Origin of the sequence: Rhizobium leguminosarum (genome assembly GCF_001679785.1) — a bacterium.
In the GTDB taxonomy this organism is placed as follows: domain Bacteria; phylum Pseudomonadota; class Alphaproteobacteria; order Rhizobiales; family Rhizobiaceae; genus Rhizobium; species Rhizobium leguminosarum_R.
In genome coordinates this window covers 1,214,785-1,232,446 of the sequence record NZ_CP016286.1, presented here as the reverse complement: position 1 = coordinate 1,232,446, position 17,662 = coordinate 1,214,785, and the positions used below count along the sequence as shown (strand labels likewise).

General features: G+C 60.2%; 18 protein-coding genes and 1 pseudogene. 7 read left to right on the top strand and 12 right to left on the bottom strand.

The window, feature by feature from the left end:
* Nucleotides 1–115 precede the first annotated feature (115 nt).
* The 9 genes from pyrH to BA011_RS06270 form a co-directional block, all read right to left on the bottom strand.
* On the bottom strand, nt 116–838 hold the full coding sequence (gene pyrH / locus BA011_RS06310) for a UMP kinase (protein WP_003539289.1): 723 nt from the start codon (nt 836–838) through the stop codon (nt 116–118).
* Nucleotides 839–934: 96 nt separating this feature from the next.
* Entirely contained in the window at nt 935–1,861 is a 927-nt protein-coding gene (gene tsf, locus BA011_RS06305) for a translation elongation factor Ts (RefSeq protein WP_065279808.1), read from the bottom strand.
* A 240-nt stretch (nt 1,862–2,101) separates the two neighbouring features.
* Nucleotides 2,102–2,869 carry a 30S ribosomal protein S2 gene (rpsB, locus tag BA011_RS06300; RefSeq protein ID WP_003539287.1) on the bottom strand — a complete coding sequence of 256 codons (768 nt, stop codon included), beginning with the start codon at nt 2,867–2,869 and terminating at the stop codon, nt 2,102–2,104.
* 181 nt (nt 2,870–3,050) lie between these two features.
* Entirely contained in the window at nt 3,051–4,157 is a 1,107-nt protein-coding gene (locus BA011_RS06295) for a substrate-binding domain-containing protein (protein ID WP_065279807.1), read from the bottom strand.
* Entirely contained in the window at nt 4,157–4,774 is a 618-nt protein-coding gene (locus BA011_RS06290) for a 5-bromo-4-chloroindolyl phosphate hydrolysis family protein (RefSeq protein WP_065279806.1), read from the bottom strand. Before BA011_RS06290 ends, BA011_RS06295 begins: the two co-directional genes overlap by 1 nt.
* Before the next feature lie 7 nt (nt 4,775–4,781).
* Entirely contained in the window at nt 4,782–6,350 is a 1,569-nt protein-coding gene (locus BA011_RS06285) for a substrate-binding domain-containing protein (RefSeq protein WP_065282428.1), read from the bottom strand.
* A gap of 14 nt (nt 6,351–6,364) precedes the next feature.
* Nucleotides 6,365–7,441, bottom strand: coding sequence for a toxic anion resistance protein (locus BA011_RS06280; RefSeq protein ID WP_065279805.1), 1,077 nt, complete (start codon nt 7,439–7,441; stop codon nt 6,365–6,367).
* Nucleotides 7,442–7,632: 191 nt separating this feature from the next.
* On the bottom strand, nt 7,633–8,469 hold the full coding sequence (locus BA011_RS06275; RefSeq protein ID WP_065279804.1) for a cell envelope integrity EipB family protein: 837 nt from the start codon (nt 8,467–8,469) through the stop codon (nt 7,633–7,635).
* Between the two features lie 97 nt (nt 8,470–8,566).
* Nucleotides 8,567–9,403 (bottom strand): cell envelope integrity EipB family protein, encoded by an 837-nt coding sequence (locus BA011_RS06270; protein WP_065279804.1) that lies wholly within the window; start codon nt 9,401–9,403, stop codon nt 8,567–8,569.
* Between the two features lie 134 nt (nt 9,404–9,537).
* Between BA011_RS06270 and BA011_RS06265 the strand changes: the two genes are divergently transcribed.
* The 7 genes and pseudogenes from BA011_RS06265 to BA011_RS06235 all read left to right on the top strand — a co-directional run bounded on the left by BA011_RS06265 (nt 9,538) and on the right by BA011_RS06235 (nt 13,895).
* Nucleotides 9,538–10,008: a RidA family protein gene (locus BA011_RS06265; protein WP_065279803.1), complete on the top strand. Its 471-nt coding sequence runs from the start codon at nt 9,538–9,540 to the stop codon at nt 10,006–10,008.
* Nucleotides 10,005–10,724, top strand: a complete 720-nt coding sequence (locus BA011_RS06260; protein WP_065279802.1) for a glycerophosphodiester phosphodiesterase — start codon at nt 10,005–10,007, stop codon at nt 10,722–10,724. Before BA011_RS06265 ends, BA011_RS06260 begins: the two co-directional genes overlap by 4 nt.
* A 180-nt stretch (nt 10,725–10,904) precedes the next feature.
* Complete coding sequence (locus tag BA011_RS06255) at nt 10,905–12,095, top strand: GNAT family N-acetyltransferase (RefSeq protein ID WP_065279801.1); 1,191 nt, start codon at nt 10,905–10,907, stop codon at nt 12,093–12,095.
* Between the two features lie 157 nt (nt 12,096–12,252).
* A complete protein-coding gene (locus tag BA011_RS06250; protein WP_065279800.1) occupies nt 12,253–12,684 on the top strand; it encodes an HIT family protein in 432 nt (143 codons plus the stop codon).
* 168 nt (nt 12,685–12,852) lie between these two features.
* Nucleotides 12,853–13,092, top strand: a complete 240-nt coding sequence (locus tag BA011_RS06245) for a hypothetical protein (protein ID WP_205931710.1) — start codon at nt 12,853–12,855, stop codon at nt 13,090–13,092.
* Nucleotides 13,092–13,527 (top strand): annotated as a pseudogene (locus BA011_RS06240) (PIN domain-containing protein). Before BA011_RS06245 ends, BA011_RS06240 begins: the two are co-directional and overlap by 1 nt.
* Before the next feature lie 77 nt (nt 13,528–13,604).
* Entirely contained in the window at nt 13,605–13,895 is a 291-nt protein-coding gene (locus BA011_RS06235) for a Dabb family protein (RefSeq protein WP_065279799.1), read from the top strand.
* A 71-nt stretch (nt 13,896–13,966) separates the two neighbouring features.
* Here the strand turns inward: BA011_RS06235 and clpA are convergent, their stop codons facing one another.
* The 3 genes from clpA to BA011_RS06220 form a co-directional block, all read right to left on the bottom strand.
* Nucleotides 13,967–16,459 (bottom strand): ATP-dependent Clp protease ATP-binding subunit ClpA, encoded by a 2,493-nt coding sequence (gene clpA / locus BA011_RS06230; RefSeq protein ID WP_065279798.1) that lies wholly within the window; start codon nt 16,457–16,459, stop codon nt 13,967–13,969.
* Between the two features lie 10 nt (nt 16,460–16,469).
* Nucleotides 16,470–16,820, bottom strand: a complete 351-nt coding sequence (clpS, locus tag BA011_RS06225) for an ATP-dependent Clp protease adapter ClpS (RefSeq protein ID WP_017988219.1) — start codon at nt 16,818–16,820, stop codon at nt 16,470–16,472.
* 276 nt (nt 16,821–17,096) lie between these two features.
* Nucleotides 17,097–17,468, bottom strand: a complete 372-nt coding sequence (locus tag BA011_RS06220) for a phasin family protein (protein WP_065279797.1) — start codon at nt 17,466–17,468, stop codon at nt 17,097–17,099.
* Nucleotides 17,469–17,662 lie beyond the last annotated feature (194 nt).

Sequence of the window (17,662 nt, the reverse complement as noted above, 5' to 3'; positions counted from 1 at the left end):
GCGACATCATGCTCTAACTATTTAATGTAGAACATGATTCAGATTTTAGGCCCCACCGGGCCTAAAATCATCATGTTCTAGCGAGGGCTGCGCCGAAACCGCGGCGCAGCTTATATCAGTTGTCGGAGACGATGGTCTTGAGACCACCGCCCGTCAAGATTTCAGCAAAACCACCCTTCTCGTGGATCGAGAAGACGATGATCGGAATGGAATTCTCCCTGGCGAGCGCTACGGCGGCAACGTCCATCACCGCAAGCCCCCTGTCCAGCACTTCCTGGTGCGTCAGCCGGTCGAGGCGGGTCGCATCGGGATATTTCTTCGGGTCGGCGGTATAGATGCCGTCCACCTGGGTGCCCTTGAAGATCGCTTCCGCACCCATTTCGGCCGCGCGGAGTGCTGCGGCGGAATCGGTGGTGAAAAAGGGGTTGCCCGTGCCGCCGGCAAAGATCACCACGCGGCCCATCGACAGATGATAAAGGGTTGCGCGCTGCGAAAAGCTCTCGCAGATCTCGGGCATGGAGATGGCCGAAAGCACCACCGTATCGATGTTCAGCTTGCGCAGCGAGGTTGCCAGCGCCAGCGCATTGATGATGGTGCCGAGCATGCCCATATGGTCGCCGGTCACCCGGTCGCCGCCCTTGGACGCTACCGCGACACCGCGGAAGATATTGCCGCCACCGACGACGACGCCGACTTCCACGCCCATATGCCGTGCCTCGGCGATGTCGGATGCAATGCGGTCCGCCACCGTCACATCGATCCCGAAACCCTGGCCACCCATGAGCGCTTCGCCGGAAGCCTTGAGTAGAACACGTTTATAGACAGGCTCTAAAGACATCTTGGCTCCTCGTAAATTGCCGTGAATGCCCGATACACGAAGGGCACCGCGTTGTCACGCGATGCCCCTCGTGTTTTCCCAATTATGGCTGGAAGATCAACCCTTGACGGCAGCAGCGACTTCGGCCGCGAAGTCGGTTTCTTCCTTCTCGACGCCTTCGCCGAGCAGCAGACGGGCCATGCCGGCAACCTCGATCGGCGCGCCGACGGCCTTTTCAGCTTCCTTGATGGCGGCTGCGACCGTCAGATCCGGATTGATGACGAAAGCCTGCGAGAGAAGGGCGACTTCCTCGAAGAACTTGCGCATGCGGCCGTCGACCATCTTCTCGATGATATTGTCCGGCTTGCCGGAAGCGCGCGACTGCTCGATGAAGACGTTGCGCTCGCGCTCGGCGACGGCGGCATCGACTTCTTCCGGGCGGATCGCCAGCGGCGCAGTGGCGGCGATGTGCATGGCAACCTGACGGCCGATGGCGTTCAGGGCTTCCTTGTCGCCGGTCGATTTCAGCGCAACGAGAACGCCGAGCTTGCCGAGGCCGTCGGAAACAGCATTGTGGATATAGGTGGCGACGACGCCGTCCTCGACCGAGAGAGCAACCGAACGGCGCAGGTTCATGTTCTCGCCGATCGTTGCGATCGCATCCTTGATCGTGTCGGACACGGACTTGCCGGATGCCGGGTAGATCGCAGCGGCAACGGCATCGACGGTGCCGTCGGTGGATACGGCGACCTTGGCGATGCCGCGGACGAGCTCCTGGAAGGCATCGTTACGGGCGACGAAGTCGGTTTCGGAATTGACTTCGACGACAACGGCCTTGGTGCCCTGGCTCGAAACGCCGATGAGGCCTTCGGCAGCGGTGCGGCCGGACTTCTTGTCGGCCTTGGCGATGCCCTTGGCACGCAACCAGTCGATCGCCGCTTCCATGTCGCCAGCGGTTTCAGCAAGAGCCTTCTTGCAGTCCATCATGCCTGCGCCGGTCTTTTCGCGCAGTTCCTTCACCATTGCAGCCGTAATCTCGCTCATTAGCTTCCTCTTGTCGGTTCATACGGTGGGCCGCAAAGCGCGGCTCGGCACCGGATTGAGGCACGAAATGTACCTGTATGTATGACAGCGTGATGAAGACGCGCCATAACGAAACTTATCGGGCGGAGAGCCTGACGCCCTCCCCTTGAAACAGGCAAGGCCGCCGAACTTCGATGAGTCGCGAGCGGCCTTTCCCAGTCTCTGCAAGCATTGGCGGACCTTTCGATCCGCCCGCCTTCATCAGCCTTCGGCTGCTTCCTCGAGAGCCGGCTCGACCGGAACTTCGGAGGATGCGCCGAGATCGCGGCCGGAAGAGCCCTGCTGACGCGCGATGCCGTCGATGGCGGCGCGGGAGATCAGCTCGCAGTAAAGAGCGATCGCGCGCGATGCGTCGTCGTTACCCGGGATCGGATAGTCGATCAGGTCCGGATCGCAGTTCGAATCGATGATGGCGACAACTGGGATGCCGAGGCGCTTGGCTTCGTCGATCGCGATCTTTTCCTTGTTGGTGTCGATGATGAACATCAGGTCGGGCGTGCCGCCCATATCGCGGATACCGCCAAGAGCCTTGTCCAGCTTTTCGCGTTCGCGCTCGAGGTTCAGGCGTTCCTTCTTGGTGAAGCCCTGGGCTTCGCCGTTCAGGATCTCGTCGAGCTTGCGCAGGCGCTGGATCGAGTTGGAGATCGTCTTCCAGTTCGTCATCATGCCGCCGAGCCAGCGCGAGTTGACGTAGTACTGGGCCGAGCGCTTGGCGCTGTCGGCAATGATCTCAGACGCCTGGCGCTTGGTGCCGACGAAGAGAACGCGGCCGCCGCGGGCAACGGTGTCGCTGACGACCTGAAGGGCGCGCGACAGCATCGGAACGGTCTGGGCCAGATCGATGATGTGAATGTTGTTGCGATCGCCGAAAATGTACGGCTTCATCTTCGGGTTCCAGCGATGCGTCTGGTGGCCGAAGTGGACGCCTGCTTCAAGCAGCTGGCGCATAGAAAAATCAGGCAATGCCATGCCTTGTTACTCCTTTTCCGGTTGAACCTCCGCAAGGCGAACAGCACCCTCTTCGAGGATGCCACCGGGCGGAACAGCCCGGATTTCTCCCGGACGATCCCATGCCTTACGTGTGGAATGCCGGTGCCCATACATTCGATTTCGCGCAAAAGCAAGGCTTATGCCGAAAAAACCTGGCGGCTCAGCTTGCCAGCGTCGGCAGCAGCGACAGCATGACGCCTGCGTCGGGCATCGGCAGGATGGCATCGACCTCGGCTGGCAGCAGGGTGCCGATCGCGCTGTCGGCGTTGCCGGTGGCGGTCCCCAGCGGGCCGCGGAAGCCGTGTCTCGTCCAGGCAAGCTCCTGGAGCTTCGGGCTCACCAGCGCTTCGATCAGTCGGTTGGCGTTCTCGTCGACGACGATCAGCGGATGCGCTGAATAGACGGTCGGGCGCGGATAGAGCACCACCGGCTTTGCGCCGGCACTCGCCTTGATTCGCTCCCAGCGTGCGGGATCGGCGAGGATCCATTCGACCAGCTGGTTCTCATAGCCGACGATCATCGGCTCGCCGCCGAGGCCGCCTGCGAGATACTGGTCGAAAAGTTTGCCTGAGGACGGCGACTTGAAGCCCATATTGCGGAAGATCGCCTGCACCTTGCCGCCGAAGATGGCAAGATCGCCTGAAGTCGCGACATTGCCGCTGAACAGGCTGAGCACCAGACCTGCGAACATGAAGCCGGAATTGGAGCGGTTGGGATCGGTCGATACAATGCGGGCGCGGCCATAGAGAGAATTGACGCCGAGCTTCGACCAGTCGGATCCGGCAAGGATCGCATCAAGCAGCGCCTTGAGATCGAGCTGATGATGGCCTTCGTTCGTCACCGTCACCAATCCCGCTTTCATCAGTCCGTCGACGACGGGCTGCCAGGAATAGACGACGATCGGCGTGTTCAGCACGACGCGGTCGTTACGGATAGAAATGCCGTTCTGCCGGGCGATATCGACCATGATCGAGGAGGACGGCCAGAGGAATTGCGGATGCTGCGACAGCAGCGCCTGTTCGCGGACCATCTCGACGGAGCCGGCGACACGGCTGCCCACCGTCAATCCGTATCCGCCGAGCGCCCTGATGACGTCGGGATCGGCCAGGAAGGCCTCCTTCTCGCCGCCGACGAAGCCGAACAGCGTCGTGCGGCTGCCGAGCAGGCCCTGCAATTCCGGCCGATCCCGGACGGCGAAATAACCGCCGGTGCCGACGACGCCGGCTCCGAGCAGTCCCACTCCAAAGGCGCGACGAGAAAGGGCCATCAGCGTCCGATATCCTCTTTGAGCGATGCCTGGATGAGGCGCAGATCGGTGTCGAGCGTGCCGAGTTCCTCATCGACCAGGCTGTCGGCATAATGGACGAAGGCTTCTTCGAGCTTGACCAGCACGCCGCGCACCTCCTCCAACTGCTTGGGGTCTGGAACGCGCTTGGCCTCGATCACGGCAAAACCTTCCGCCACCTCGGCAGCACGCGGCAGATAATAGGAGAGGAACCGCCGCACGGCATTGGCGCTTTCGGGCTTGGCCTCGACCTTGTGAAAGACATCGGCGGCGATTTCGGCGAGATGCCGGACTGCGGCTGCCATCTGACGATCGCTTATCGTGTCGGCGGCAGTCTCCAGCCTCTGTGCAAAGGGAACGGCGGCCTCCAGCAGGTCGCGGGCAAAGGCGACGCGCCCGCTGCCGATGCTCTTGATATCGAGGCCTTCGAACAGCCGGCGCGGCGCAAGCAGAATGACGAGGCCGGCAAAGACCAGAAGGGCGATGATGGCGGCGATCCAGAAGGGCATGCCGGCGGCAAAGCTCAAGAGCGGTACGGTGATTGCCGCCGCCAGTCCCGCCACGATCCAGTTGCCGTCATTGCCGAGCCAGTTGCGCATGCCTGTCCTAATTGTAGCCTCGCGCGGTGCGGAAGGCGGTGGCGAGATCCGAGCCGCCGTCGAACACGCGCGCCGAGGTCAGCTTGGCGAGGCTGTCGAGCTGGGTCTTGTCGGCATCGCCGAATGTGATGCCAAAGATCGGCACATGCGGCTCCATCGCGTTCCATTCTCTGGTGAAGGCCTGGCTTTTATCATCGGACTTGCCATCGGTCATGATGACGATGGCAGGCAGATAAGTCGAGAGCCCGTCGGTTCGGGCAATCTGCTGCAGAGCCCGTGCGGCGCAGGCATACATGTTCGTGCCGCCATTGGCCTTCTGCCGAGAAATCTCGTTCAGCAGCCCCTCCTGCTCCAGCGGATTTCCACTCGCCATGAAGGCGTTGCGCACGGTGCCGTCGAAGGGAATGACGATGATCTGATCGGCGGGCGACCATTGCACCAGCACCTTGCTCGCCTCGTCAGGCGTCAACAGGAAACGCATCGCCTTCTGCAGCTGATCCTCGCCGTCACCCTGCATCGAGCCGGAAAAATCGAGGCAGAGCGCGGTCAGGGACGGTTTGCGCAGCGCGGCCTGATAAAGGTTGAGCGCCTGGCGGATGACGCCCGCCTCCGGCATGCGGATTGCCGTCACCAGCCGGGCGGGATCGAAATTCCAGCTCGGCTCCGGCTTTGCGGCAACGCCGGTCAAGGGAATACGCCGGCCGGTATCGGCGATGCGCTGCTGCACGGGGGCCGAGCTGAGATAGGCGAGCAGGTCGTTGAAGAAGGTCTGGACTTCAGGCCCGCGGCCATGATCGACGAAACCGATCGGCGAATCCGCCATGGCCACACCATCGGCCGGATAGATCGCGTAAAGCGGTTCCTGCGACAGGGCGGCGAGCTTGTCGTTGGTTTCCTTCAGCACCGCCTCATAATTCCACATCGCATCATAGACCGTGCCCTTGCCGGCGGATTCGACATAAAGATCGGCAAGCCAGCCGGAAGAGCCGGAAGAGCGCACGACACCTGACAGCAGCGACCGGACGCTCTCCTGGACGTGTTTGTCGTCGAGATCGCCGGGTTCGATCACCGGCTTGTTGCCGAGCGCGCTCGACAGCATGGCAAGATAGGCGCTGGCGCCCGAATTGGATTGCGTCGCCGAGGTCATCAGAAACTTCAGCGATCCGCTCTCGACGGCAGCGAGAATGTCCTTCATGAAGACGTCCTTGCCGATCCAGCCGAGCTGCTGCGCCTTCGACCTGCGCACGCCCAAGACCACCGGCGTCTGGGCGATCGAGGTCAGGCTCTTGACGCGGCGCTTGGTGTCGAACATGTCGACCCAGACGCTGGAGGCCGGCCAGACCACATCCTGCGTGACGCCCTGGTCGCTCTGCAGCGCCAGACCGATATCGAGCGTGCCTTCATACTTGAAGGTGCAGGTGGCGTTCTTCTGTTTGCAGAATTCTTCGAGGATCGGCTGCAGAACGGTGTTCTCCGATCCCGATACGATTGAGAAATCCGGCCCCTGGCCAAAAGGGTTGCAGCCGGCAAGGGGCAGAGCGGCAAGAAGGGCCAGGCCTGAAAGCAGTGCTCGCATCGTCATCTTGCCGATCACGCCTGGGTCATCGCCTTCTTGAGTTCGATCGTCATCTGCTCCATCTGCTGTTCGGCGAGCGCCCGCTTGCGGCGCCCCTCCTCCTGAACCTGCAGCACGCCTGATATCGTATCGATCAGATCCCTGTTCGCCTTGGCGAGCGTGTCGATATCGACGATGCCGCGCTGCGACTGCTGCTCAATGGCGATCGCCTGGTCCTTCATCATTTCGGATGCCTGGCGGATCATGTCGTTGGTGGCGTCAGTCACCGTCTTCTGCAGGTCGAGCGCCGATTTCTGCCGCGTCAGGCCGAGCAGGATCACCATCTTCTGCTTCCAGGCCGGCACCGTCAGCGCCGAAGTCGCCTGCAGATTCTCGATCAGCGTTTCGTCGCCCGCCTGAACGATGCGGATCTGCGGCAATTGCTGGATGCCGAGCTGGCGGGCCTGCTGCAGGTAGAAGACCCGCTTTTCCAGCCGGTCGAGCGCCTGCAGGCTGTCCTGATAGGTCTGCGCCTCCAGCATGCCGCCGCCGGGGCCGGTCGCCGCCGCCTCGGCTTGCGCCTTCAACCTCGGCAGATCGACGCTGCGGAAACGCTCGGCAAAAGACTTGCCGGCCTGAACATAGGCCTCGAGCCGCATGATCGAATGCCTGGTTTCCTCATGCAGGTCGTCGAGCAGCGCAATGTCGCGCCTCAGCGTATCCTTATGGCGGTCGAGCTCCAGGCCGATCCGGTCGATCTGGCCGGCCACGTCTTCGAACTCCGCCTTGAAGCGTTCGAGCTGGGCCTTGGCCGAGAGAAACATGCGACTGAGGAAACCCTTATCCTTCAGCGATGCCGGATCGAGGCTTTTCGATTTGAGGATGATGTCGGTCAGCAGGCGGCCGACATCGCCGAGGTCCTTGTTGCGGACTTCGCGCAGGATCCTGTCGGCATAATCGCTGACCGCCTGCTGGGCGCGGTCGCCATAGACCGAAATGCCGGCACGGTCGGTGATATTGATGCTATCGGAAATGCGGGCAATTTCCGCCGGATCGGCGACAACAACCGGCAGGGCAGCATTCTGAACAGTCGCGAGATCGGTGTCGGCCATGGTTCGGGCTTTCAAGCTTGCGATGCGTAATGGTCTACGCAGTCTAGCAGATAGACGTCGTCGCAATGGCTTGGCCACCAGGATCGCACCGACCCGAAAAGCAGGACGACAGACGGCGACTCAGTCATCGCTGATCGCCGAACCATAGTGAATTTTATGATACAGTTTTATGACAGGCGAGAGCCCGTCGCCTACTTGCAAACCTCGGCCTTGCGGTCGAGCAGCTCCAGCTTGGCGAGCTTGCCGGTCAGGACGAAATCACCGTAATCCATCGTCAGATCGCGGGTAATGCCGTTCTCATAGAGCTTGAAGGACATGCGGTAGACCGGCAACGCATCCGATTTCGCACTTTCGTTGAAATAGGCGATCGTCACCGGCCAGAAAGCCGTCTTGGAGAAGGCGCCGGCGTTGCCGGCATCGGCTTCCTCGGCGATCGGCGTCTCCTGCTTGCCGACGATCGTCGTCGTCGCCAGCGACTTGTCGCCGTCGTCCGAACCGTCGAAAACGCGCGCCTCGAAGAAGCGCTTGCCGTCCTTGGCGTGCTGGATCACATCGAGCATATGTTCTGTGGGAAAACGGCTTTCTAAAAGCTGCAGCTCGCGGCTCGCCGGCTGCTTGAGATCGACCTTGACACCATCAGGCTGGTCCTGCGCCGCACCGTTGACCTCTTTATCGAGCTGCTCGTCGGTGAAGGATTTGGTGTCGAAAGTGAACTTGCCGTCCTTCAGGTTTTCGAACGTCTTCGTCTGCTGATCGCTGACACGCACGCTGTCGCCGGTGTCGATCTGCGTCACGAAGCGGAAATTGGTGGTGAAGCCCTGGCAATAGCTGCCGTCGAACTCATAGACCATGCGACCGTACATGGCGGCGATGCCGGAGCGGTCCGAGGCATCCTTCAATTCCAGATCGTAGACCGCGCGATGTGCGACGAGGCCGGTCGCGATCGCAGCGCTAACCGCGGGCGCAGCCGCCCATGCATTGGCGGAAACGCTGGCGAGAAGCAGAGCGACAAGACTCGATCGGAACATTCATTAACTCCTTGGACTCGGTCGCCATGTTAATCGCTGATCGCCGAACCATAGTGAATTTTATGATACAGTTTTATGACAGGCGAGAGCCCGTCGCCTACTTGCAAACCTCGGCCTTGCGGTCGAGCAGCTCCAGCTTGGCGAGCTTGCCGGTCAGGACGAAATCACCGTAATCCATCGTCAGATCGCGGGTAATGCCGTTCTCATAGAGCTTGAAGGACATGCGGTAGACCGGCAACGCATCCGATTTCGCACTTTCGTTGAAATAGGCGATCGTCACCGGCCAGAAAGCCGTCTTGGAGAAGGCGCCGGCGTTGCCGGCATCGGCTTCCTCGGCGATCGGCGTCTCCTGCTTGCCGACGATCGTCGTCGTCGCCAGCGACTTGTCGCCGTCGTCCGAACCGTCGAAAACGCGCGCCTCGAAGAAGCGCTTGCCGTCCTTGGCGTGCTGGATCACATCGAGCATATGTTCTGTGGGAAAACGGCTTTCTAAAAGCTGCAGCTCGCGGCTCGCCGGCTGCTTGAGATCGACCTTGACACCATCAGGCTGGTCCTGCGCCGCACCGTTGACCTCTTTATCGAGCTGCTCGTCGGTGAAGGATTTGGTGTCGAAAGTGAACTTGCCGTCCTTCAGGTTTTCGAACGTCTTCGTCTGCTGATCGCTGACACGCACGCTGTCGCCGGTGTCGATCTGCGTCACGAAGCGGAAATTGGTGGTGAAGCCCTGGCAATAGCTGCCGTCGAACTCATAGACCATGCGACCGTACATGGCGGCGATGCCGGAGCGGTCCGAGGCATCCTTCAATTCCAGATCGTAGACCGCGCGATGTGCGACGAGGCCGGTCGCGATCGCAGCGCTAACCGCGGGCGCAGCCGCCCATGCATTGGCGGAAACGCTGGCGAGAAGCAGAGCGACAAGACTCGATCGGAACATTCATTAACTCCTTGGACTCGGTCGCCATGTTATAAGAACGCTTTCGGCCAAATCGAGGCTCGAAACTGTCATATTGAAGAATCTAGTCTTGATGCATAATTTTTGAAGAATTGACAACAAAAGCGGAGACGAAAATGCCCGATGAAATTGCGGCTCGCCTGATTGAGATGGGGATAACCCTTCCCGAGGCCGCCGCACCTGCTGCAAATTACGTTCCCTATGTCATCAGCGGCAATCTTCTCTACATCTCCGGCCAGCTGCCGCTCGAAGGCGGCAAGGTCACTGTCTCGGGCCATCTCGGCAAGACCGTCGACGTTGCAACGGGCCAGCGCGGCGCCGAACTCTGCGCCATCAACATCCTTGCCCAGGCGAAGGCCGCACTTGGCGGCGATCTCGGCCGCATCCGGCGCGTCATCAAGCTGAACGGCTTCGTAGCCTCGGCGCCCGACTTCGTCGAGCAGCATCTCGTCATCAACGGCGCTTCGAACCTGATTGCCGGCGTGCTTGGCGAAGCCGGAAAACATGCGCGCGCTGCCGTCGGCATGGCCGCCCTGCCGTTGAATGCGACCGTCGAGATAGACGCTATCATGGAAATCGCAGAATGACCAATGTTGCCTGGATCAGGGAACTGCCGGTCGCCCATCGCGGCTATCACGACCTCAACACGCATGTCTGGGAAAACACGCTTTCGGCCTTCTCGCGCGCCGTCGAAGCGGGCTTTGCGATCGAATGCGACCTGCACTACGCCTCCGACGCCGTGCCGGTCATCTTTCACGACGAGGATATGCAGCGTCTGTGCAACCTCAACGGCGACATCCGCGAGCGCACCTCCAGGGAACTCGGACTGATCGCCATTGGCGGCACGAGCGACAAGGTGCCGACGCTGCGCCAGCTTCTCGATCTCGTCAAGGGCAAGGTGCCATTGGTGCTGGAGCTCAAGGGCCGCGAGGCCGATGACGAAGGTTTCGCCGAAGCGGTGCTCGAGGTCCTCGAAGGCTATGAAGGCAAGGTGGCGCTGATGAGCTTCGACCACTGGCTGCTGCGCGATCTGAAGGCGCTTGGCTCACCCTACCCGCTCGGGCTGACCGCCAACGGCAACACGCCGGAAGAGTTAAAGGCGCATGAAAAGGCGATGGAAATCGGTCTCGATTTCATCTCCTATTATTATGACGACCTGCCGAATGCCTTCATCACCGGCGAACGCGAAAAGGGCATTCCCGTCATCACCTGGACGGTGCGTGACGAAGAGGCGCGCCGACGCACATTCGCCAATGCAGACCAGATGACCTTCGAAGGCTTCGATCCGCGTGTGGCTGTTTGACGCTCGCTTTTTGGCCAAGATCATGCGCAAACTGCTGCATAATTCCTTAAACCGGATCGATTTGAGGACAAAATTATGCCGCAACTCAAAGTGTTACAGCGTCCTTTGCGCGTCTGAAAAGATGCGCGGCGCTGTAAGGCAGAGCCGAGACTATCCTCCCACAGGCTTCGCATTTGTTCCATGACTGATGAACTATCCATTCGCGTAGAACGCTCCTTCACCGCGATTTCCCCGGAGAGCTGGTCCAGGCTTTCCGGGGCCTCGAAGACCTGCGCTACGATTGCCTACAACCCTTTCGTTTCGCACGCCTTTTTATCGTCGCTGGAAGAATCCGGCTCGGCCGACGCAGAGACGGGATGGCTGGGCCACCATCTGCTGCTCGAGACCGGGCGCGGCGAACTGATCGGCGCCCTGCCCGGCTATCTCAAGAACCACAGCCAGGGCGAATATGTCTTCGACCATGGCTGGGCCGACGCCTTCGAGCGGGCCGGCGGGCGTTATTATCCCAAACTTCAGTGCTCGATCCCGTTCACCCCGGCGACGGGCCCGCGGCTTCTTGTCGCCGAGGGTCTGCAGCGGCTGCCGATCCAGAGCGCGATCGCCGAAAGCCTGAAGGAGGTGGTGCGCCGGCTCGGCATCTCCTCGGCCCACATCACCTTCGTGCCGGACGAAGAGATCGGCGTCTTCGAGATGGACGGCTATCTGCACCGCACCGACCAGCAGTTCCATTTCATCAATGACGGCTATGCCAATCACGAGGAATTTCTCGAAACGCTTGCCTCGCGTAAACGCAAGGCATTGCGCAAGGAGCGCCGCGCCGCCCTCGAAAACGGTATCAGCATCGACTGGCTGACCGGCCGCGACCTGACGGAACGCATCTGGGATCAATTCTTCAAGTTCTACATGGACACCGGCGGGCGCAAGTGGGGCCGGCCCTACCTCACCCGTAGGTTCTACTCGCTGATCGGCGAACGCATGGCCGACGATATCCTGCTCGTCATGGCCAAGCGCGACGGGCGCTATATCGCCGGCGCGATCAACTTCATCGGCGGCGATACGCTCTACGGCCGTCACTGGGGCTGCATCGAGGATCATCCCTTCCTGCATTTCGAGGTCTGTTATCACCAGGCGATCGACTTCGCGCTTTCGAAAGGGCTGAAACGGGTCGAGGCCGGAGCGCAGGGCGAACACAAGCTCGCCCGCGGTTACCTGCCGGTGACGACGCATTCCGCCCATTATGTCGCGCATGCCGGCCTTCGCCGGGCGATCGGCGATTACCTCGCCCGCGAGCGCGCCGATGTCGAACAGATGAGCGAGTTGCTGAGCGAGCACAGCCCTTTCCGCAAGGGCGAACGTCAGCAGGAGGATTGACGCCGCCGCACCGGCCGCGCTACCCGAGCAACGACGCATTTTCCTTCAATCGGAATCGATTTAGGGATGAAATTATGCAGTAATTTCATAAAGTGCCACAGCATCTTTGCGCGTCTGAAAAGCCGCGCAGCGCTGTAGAAAACGAGGAGATTTCGTGATGACCAGCCCGGCCGCTTATGACGACAACAACATCTTCGCCAAGATCCTCCGCGGCGAAATCCCCTCGCACCGCGTCTACGAGGACGAGCATACCGTGGCCATCATGGATGTGATGCCGCAGGCGCCGGGCCATGTGCTCGTCGTTCCGAAGGCGGCGTCGCGCAATATTCTCGATGCCGATCCAGCCACCCTCACCCACGCAATTACCGTTGTCCAGAAGATCGCCAATGCGGTGAAGGACGTCTTCGACGCCGACGGCGTGTTCGTCGCCCAGTTCAACGAGCCGGCGGCCGGGCAAACGGTATTCCATCTGCATTTCCACGTCATCCCGCGGCATGAAGGCATGGCCCTCAAGCCGCATTCCGGCAAGATGGAGGACGGCGCCGTGCTTGCCGGCAATGCCGAAAAGATCAGGGCAGCACTGACTTAAGGTCGACCCAGCCAATATCACGCGAGGGCGGCCTCACCAGTGACACTCCCGTCCTTGTTGAACGGCGATTTTCTGGATATATTACCGGAAATAAGCTGAAGGTGCATCGTGACCAGTTCGCAAAAGCGTGCCATTCAAAATTATCGATCCCGCCTCGGCGAGCGTGGTATGGCGCGCTTTGAGGTGATTGCGCTTGACAGCGACCGAGATCTTATCCGCTCCCTTGCTCGGCGCCTTGCGGAAGAAGGTCCGGATGCCTCGCGTTTGCGTGCGGTCGTCAGTCAATCGATTGCCGGCGAGCCTGCTCCGAAAGGCGGCATTCTGGCCGCGCTTCGCCGCTCTCCCATGGTCGGCGCTGACCTCGACCTCACGCGCCCTCGCGAGGAAGGTCGCAAAGTCGACCCTTGATGCGTTATCTGCTCGACACGAACATTCTCAGCAATGTCACCAAGCCGGCGCCATCGGAGCCCCTTCTGGCCTGGATGGCCGTTCAGACCGACGCAGACCTCTTCATTTCCTCCCTTACCGTCGCCGAGATCCGACGCGGCGTTCTTGAGAAGCCTGCCGGCAAGAAGCGCGATCAGTTGGAGGCATGGTTTTCAGGGCCGGAAGGTCCGCAGGCCCTATTTGCCGGTCGTATTCTCGCATTCGACGAGAAGGCCGGCCTGATCTGGGCACGGCTGATGGCTGATGGCTGATGGAAGGGCCAAAGGCCGACCACGCAGCGGCCTCGACATGATCATCGCGGCTGTCGCCGAGGCCAACGGATGCATTGTCGTCACGGATAACGAGAAAGATTTCGACGGGTTGGATAACGTCAATCCGCTGCGATATCCTTCATGACCGGCATACCCATCCCATCGTTCCCGTTGACGCTCTTCTCTACTGAATTTCGTACGCACCTCTGAAGGAACAAGATCATGATCCGCCATACTGTCGCGTTCCGCCTGAAGCATGAAGCCGACTCGGCTGCAGAAACATCGTTCCTCGCCGACGCGCTGGTGCTTGCCAAGATCCCGAGCGTGCGGAATTTCGAACAGCTTCGGCAGACGAGTCAAAAGAATGATTTTACCTTTGGCTTTTCGATGGAATTCGACGATCAGGCTGGCTACGACACGTACAACCGCCATCCCCTGCATGTCGCCTTCGTGCGCGACCGCTGGGTGCCCGATGTCGCCGATTTTCTCGAGATCGACTACACCAGGCTCTGAAAAGGGCATGCAGACCCGGAAACGAAAAAGGCCGCGGGTGACGCGGCCTTTCCCAATTCGGTGACATTATCTTACTTCTTGCGTGGAACCTTCGGAACCGCGCTTCCCTTCTTCGGGGCATCGCGGACCTCGGGCTCGGCCTGCGGCACCGCTTTGGCGCGGGTCTTGCGGGCCGCCTTCGTCTTCAGCTCGCCGTCATTCCCATCATCGCCTTCGGGATGCACCACCTCGGCTTCGGGCTTCGGCTTGATCGGCGCCGTTTCCGAAATGGCTTCGAGCACGATGCCGGGCTTGCCGTCTTCCTTCGGGCCTACGGTGACGTTCACGACGCCGCCCTTCTTCAGCTTGCCGAAGAGGATTTCGTTGGCGAGCGGCTTCTTGATCGTATCCTGAATGACACGGGCAAGCGGGCGGGCGCCCATCTTCTCGTCGTAACCCTTTTCCGCCAGCCAGGCGATCGCATCCTCGTGCAGGTCGAAGGTGACGTTCCTTTCGGAAAGCTGGGCCTCCAGCTGCATGATGAACTTCTGCACGACCTTGTGGATGACGGCCGTCGGCAACGCCGCGAAAGGAATGATCGCGTCGAGACGGTTGCGGAATTCAGGCGTGAACAGGCGGGTGAGCGCCTCCTCGTCCTCGCCGGTGCGCTTGGACGAGCCGAAGCCGATCGCCGCCTTGGCCATTTCCGACGCACCCGCATTCGTCGTCATGATCAGGATGACGTTGCGGAAGTCGATCTTCTTGCCGTTATGGTCGGTCAGCGTGCCGTGGTCCATGACCTGCAGCAGGATGTTGTAGATGTCGGGATGGGCCTTCTCGATTTCGTCGAGCAGGACCACGCAATGCGGGTGCTGGTCGACGCCATCAGTCAGAAGACCGCCCTGGTCGAAGCCGACATAGCCTGGAGGTGCACCGAGCAGACGGGAAACCGTGTGCCGTTCCATATATTCCGACATGTCGAAGCGCAGCAGTTCGACGCCGAGCGACGATGCCAGCTGCTTTGCCACCTCGGTCTTGCCGACGCCGGTCGGACCGGAGAAAACATAGGCGCCGATCGGCTTGTTCGGCTCGCGAAGACCGGCACGCGCCAGCTTGATCGAGGTCGAAAGGGCTTCGATCGCGATATCCTGGCCGTAGACCACCGAACGCAGTTCCTGCTCGAGATTGGCGAGCACGGCTTCGTCGTCCTTGGAGACGGTCTTCGGCGGAATGCGCGCCATCGTGGCGACCGTTGCCTCGATCTCCTTTTCGGTAATCAGCTTGCGGCGCTTGGACGGCGGCAGCAGCATCTGGGCCGCACCGGTTTCGTCGATCACGTCGATCGCTTTGTCGGGCAGCTTGCGGTCGGAGATGTAGCGGGCCGACAATTCGACGGCCGACTTGATGGCATCGTTCGAATAACGCAGGTGGTGATACTCTTCGAAATAGGGCTTCAGGCCCTTCATGATCTCGATCGCATCATCGATCGACGGTTCACTGACGTCGATCTTCTGGAAACGACGGACCAGCGCACGATCCTTCTCGAAGAACTGGCGGTATTCCTTGTAGGTGGTCGAACCGATGCAGCGAATCGCGCCCGATGATAGGGCCGGCTTCAGCAGGTTCGATGCATCCATCGCGCCGCCCGAGGTGGCGCCGGCGCCGATCACCGTGTGGATCTCGTCGATGAAGAGCACGGCGCCCGGATATTCTTCCAGTTCCTTGACGACCTGCTTCAGGCGCTCCTCGAAATCGCCGCGGTAGCGCGTGCCGGCGAGCAGCGTGCCCATATCGAGCGAGAAGATCGTCGCATCGGCGAGGGCTTCGGGAACCTTGCCTTCGACGATGCGCTTGGCAAGGCCTTCGGCGATCGCCGTCTTGCCGACGCCGGGATCACCGACGTAGAGCGGATTGTTCTTCGAACGGCGGCACAGGATCTGGATGGTACGGCTGACCTCGGCGTGACGGCCGATCAGCGGATCGATCTTGCCGCCCTTGGCCTTCTCGTTGAGATTAACGCAATAGGCCTTGAGTGCATCCTGCTGCTTCTTCGGGCCGCCCTCTTCCTCTCCGCCGCGCGCCGTCGGCTTGCTGCTTTCGGCTTCGTCTTCGGCGCCGCGCGGGGGACGCACATCCGACGCGCCCGGCCGCTTGCCAATGCCGTGGGAAATATAGTTGACGGCATCGTAGCGGGTCATCTCCTGCTCCTGCAGGAAATAAGCGGCGTGGCTTTCGCGCTCGGCGAAGATGGCGACGAGCACATTGGCGCCGGTCACCTCTTCGCGGCCAGACGATTGCACGTGGATGACGGCACGCTGGATGACGCGCTGGAAGCCGGAGGTCGGCTTCGAATCCTCGTCATAACCGGTGATCAGGTTGGAAAGTTCGTTGTCGACATATTCGACGAGCGTCTTGCGCAAGGTGTCGAGATCGACATTGCAGGCACCCATGACCGCAGCCGCATCGGCATCGTCGATCAGGGCGAGCAGCAGATGCTCGAGCGTCGCATATTCGTGGTGCCGCTCGTTGGCAAAGGTCAGTGCCTGATGGAGCGCCTTCTCTAAACTAGGCGAAAATGTTGGCACGTTCAGATCCTCACTTCTTTTCCATGACGCATTGCAGCGGATGCTGGTGCTGCCGGGCGAAGTCCATCACCTGGCTGACCTTCGTTTCCGCTACCTCGTATGTGAATATTCCGCATTCGCCGACGCCGTGGTTGTGGACATGGAGCATGATGCGGGTGGCACTTTCACGATCCTTCTGAAAAAAACGCTCCAGAATATGGATGACGAATTCCATGGGAGTGTAGTCGTCATTCAAAAGCAGTACACGATAAAGATTGGGCTTCTTGGTCTTCGGCTTGGTGCGCGTGATGACCGAGGTTCGATTTGCGTTGTCCCCGTTCCTTTCGCTGTCGTTCTGCATCCGGATCGGCTTTGCGATCATTGTCATTCATTCCTCAAGCAATCCAGCGGAGCATGGGAGGGTGCTTTTCCCGCCGAATATCTGAAACACTAACTTAGTTCATAATAGGCTGATTTTAAGCCCCCTGTCAGACACTGCAATCAAGAAATGGCCGGCATGCACGGGAAAGACTAAAAAAGTCCCCGGCCGATCCCATGCGGGCGCTGCAGCGAAAGTGGAAACAAAAAGACCGGCTACAGATGCGTAGCCGGTCCTCGTTTTTCAATATGTAGCGCAGGTTGCGCCGTCAAAATCGATTCATGCAGCAGCAGGCGTCGCCGAGGGCGCCGACTTGGCGGTCTTGACGACGGCAGCGGCGACCGGCGCTTCATAGGGTTTGTAGGCTGATTTGGCGAGATCGGCATACATCTCACCGAGCTTCGTCGTCTCGGAGACAAAGCCTTCAAAATACGCCTTGACGTAGTTCGTCTGCAGCTCGAAAGCGGCCTCGAAGCTCTTGACGCCGGCCAGGGTTTCGAAATGCGTCACCGCGTCCTGAAAGGATTTCTTCGAATATTCAGTGGCTTCAGCGGCGATCGCCTGAAAACCCTTGGTCGTGTCGGAATAGGTTTTCACGGCCGTGTCGACGGCTTCCTTGCTCTTCTTGTTAGCATCGTCAAAGTTGAACATAAGCCATCCTCCGTTGGGCTGTTGGTGGCAGCAGGGTAGCTGCAACGCAAAAATAGTCAAGTAGTCTTGTGCGCCGCACAACATCCACTGGTTGCATTACAATAATATAACAAAGCCCGCGCGCCGGGGCACGTACGTCTTTAACTGATTTTGCTAAAATATATCAGAATGCCGCAATCAGAAGTTTTGAATAA